The 2,682-nt window shown below is 60.3% G+C and carries 2 protein-coding genes; both read right to left on the bottom strand.

What is annotated here, in order from left to right:
• Positions 1 to 465: 465 nt before the first annotated feature.
• Positions 466 to 1,239 carry an imidazole glycerol phosphate synthase subunit HisF gene (gene hisF, locus Q7L05_RS14660; protein ID WP_303908273.1) on the bottom strand — a complete coding sequence of 258 codons (774 nt, stop codon included), beginning with the start codon at positions 1,237 to 1,239 and terminating at the stop codon, positions 466 to 468.
• A 172-nt stretch (positions 1,240 to 1,411) separates the two neighbouring features.
• The gene (gene hisA / locus Q7L05_RS14655; protein ID WP_303908271.1) at positions 1,412 to 2,149 is read right to left on the bottom strand and encodes a 1-(5-phosphoribosyl)-5-[(5-phosphoribosylamino)methylideneamino]imidazole-4-carboxamide isomerase; all 738 of its coding nucleotides are present in this window, start codon (positions 2,147 to 2,149) and stop codon (positions 1,412 to 1,414) included.
• Between the last annotated feature and the right edge of the window lie 533 nt (positions 2,150 to 2,682).

Genomic DNA, 2,682 nt, shown 5'->3' with positions numbered 1-2,682 from the left:
TTTGCTTCGCGTTCTTGGCGTCCTTTGCGGTTTAGTAGCTTTAAAGCCGCACTTCGGTAGTGATGGTCCCGGGATCGCCGGCACCAGCCCGTCCGCGTCCCACTTAATCTCGTTGAGCCCCAAGCATTTTTCATAAAACACCCTTAACCGCGAAGGTCGCAAAGGACCGCAAAGTGACATCTTTTTGCTTCGCGTTCTTGGCGTCCTTTGCGGTTTAGTAGCTTTAAAGCCGCACTTCAGTAGTGATGGTGGTCCTGGGATCGCCGGCACCAGCCCGTCCGTGTCCCACTTTATTTCGTCCAACCAACTCACAAGCCGTAGCCTCCGAGGCTTTGATTCACAAGATACGAGATTCGGGATTCGGGATTCGAGGGAAAGAGCTCACTACGCTCGGCCAACCCGATCAATCGTGCGCGCAGCGCACTCCACCCCTCGTATCTCGCCCCTCGCCGCTCGTATCTGCCCTTACAGCCGGACTTCGATGCCGGCCTCGGCCATGTGCCGCTTGGCCTCTTCGATGGTGTATTCGCCGAAGTGGAAGATACTGGCGGCCAGCACGGCTTCGGCATGGCCTTCGCCTACGCCTTCGGTGAGGTGTTCCAGTTTGCCGACTCCACCGGAGGCGATGACCGGCACGTGAACGGCGTCGGATACGGCCCGGGTCAGTTCCAGGTCGAAGCCGCTTTTGGTGCCGTCCCGGTCCATGCTGGTCAGCAGGATCTCGCCGGCACCATACTCCACCATTTTGCGCGCCCACTCGATGGTGTCGATGCCGGTGGGCTTGCGTCCGCCGTGGGTGAAGATCTCCCAGCGGGGCGGCTCCCCCTCATGGCTGACCCGCTTGGCGTCGATGGCGACTACGATGCACTGGGAACCGAAGCGCTCGGCCGCCTCTTTGACGAATTCCGGGTTGAACACCGCCGCGGTATTGATGGCGACCTTGTCCGCACCCGCGTTCAGCATGCGGCGGATATCCTCGCTCGTGCGGATGCCCCCGCCCACGGTCAGTGGGATGAAGACCTGTCCGGCAACCTCTTCGACCACATGCACCATGGTCTCCCGTTCATCCGACGAGGCGGTGATGTCCAGAAAGGTGATCTCGTCGGCGCCCTGTTCATCATAACGGCGCGCCACCTCCACCGGGTCGCCGGCATCGCGGATATCCACAAACTGCACGCCCTTGACCACTCGTCCGCCGTCGACGTCCAGACAGGGGATGATTCGTTTCGCTAGAGCCATTTCACCAAACCATTAGCCTTGCAGGGGGCGGACGAGAGATACGAGGTTGGAGATACAAGATTCGAGGGAATGTGCTCGCTGCGCTCGCGCCCATTTCAATAAAACGTGCGCGAAGCGCACACCACCCCTCGTATCTCGACCCTCGTACCTTGTATCTCTGTCTGTCCGTACCTTATTTCGTCAATTCGTCCGCGAGCCGCTGCCCCTCGGAGAAGTCCAAACTTCCCTCGTAGATGGCGCGGCCGGTGATGGCGCCGCTGATGCCCTCGCCGGACACAGCGCACAGGGTCCGTACGTCATCGAGGCTGCTGATGCCGCCGGAGGCGATGACCGGGATGGTGATTGCGCGGGCGAGCTTAACTGTTGCATCCACGTTGACGCCGGTCATCATGCCATCCCGGCCGATGTCGGTATAGATGATGGCCTCGACACCGTCGTTCTCGAAATGCCGGGCCAGGTCGATTACGTCATGTTTGGACAGCTTCGACCAGCCGTCGATGGCCACCTTTCCCTCTTTGGCGTCCAGTCCGACGATGATGTGGCCCGGATATTCCATGCACAGATCGTTGATGAAGTGGGGGGCATTGACCGCCTTGGTGCCGATGATGACGTACTGCACGCCGGCATCCAGGTAGCCCTGAACCGTCTCTTCATCGCGGATCCCGCCACCCACCTGGATGGGTATGTCCGGATACGTCTCGGCAATGGCCCGGATAATCTCGCCATTGACCGGCTTGCCGTCGAAGGCACCGTTGAGGTCGACCAGATGCAGCCGGCGCGCTCCGGCCTCCACCCAGCGACCGGCCGTGGCTACGGGGTCGTCGGAAAACACCGTGGAATCTTCCATGCGGCCCTGCCGCAGGCGGACACACTTGCCATCCTTCAGGTCGATGGCGGGGATCAGCAACATCTTTTGTTCCTCTACCTCAGTGAAGCGGCGCCGACCGCTCCGGCGTCCACGATACGATAAGTCGGCATGCCTTGCTTTGCGAGCCGTACCCCTGCTGCGCAAATCCGAATCAATCGAATGTTTAGCTGTCATTGCGAGGAGCCTAAGCGACGAAGTAATCTTCTGCTCCCGAAGCCCCAGATTGCCGCGTCGCCGGGGCTCCTCCTGATGAATTTGCCCCCGCTGTCATTACGAGGAGCCTAAGCGACGAAGTAATCTCCTGCTCCCAAAACCCCAGATTGCCGCGTCGCCGGGGCTCCTCCTGATGAACTTGCCCTCGTTGTCATTACGAGGAGCCTAAGCGACGAAGTAATCTCCTGCTCCCAAAACCCCAGATTGCCGCGTCGCCGGGGCTCCTCCTGATGAACTTGCCCTCGTTGTCATTACGAGGAGCCTAAGCGACGAAGTAATCTCCTGCTCCCAAAACCCCAGATTGCCGCGTCGCTGGGGCTCCTCCTGATGAACTTGCCCCCGCTGTCATTACGAGGAGCCCC

Source organism: Thiohalomonas denitrificans (assembly GCF_016841685.1).
Classification (GTDB): domain Bacteria; phylum Pseudomonadota; class Gammaproteobacteria; order Thiohalomonadales; family Thiohalomonadaceae; genus Thiohalomonas; species Thiohalomonas denitrificans_A.
The sequence above is the reverse complement of the archived record's forward strand: the minus strand, read 5'-3'. Positions and strand labels throughout refer to the sequence as shown.

Coding starts and splice junctions, on each gene's coding strand:
- hisA (WP_303908271.1), bottom strand. CDS start 2,149: ATGTTGCTGATCCCCGCCATCGACCTGAAGGATGGCAAGTGTGTCCGC.
- hisF (WP_303908273.1), bottom strand. CDS start 1,239: ATGGCTCTAGCGAAACGAATCATCCCCTGTCTGGACGTCGACGGCGGA.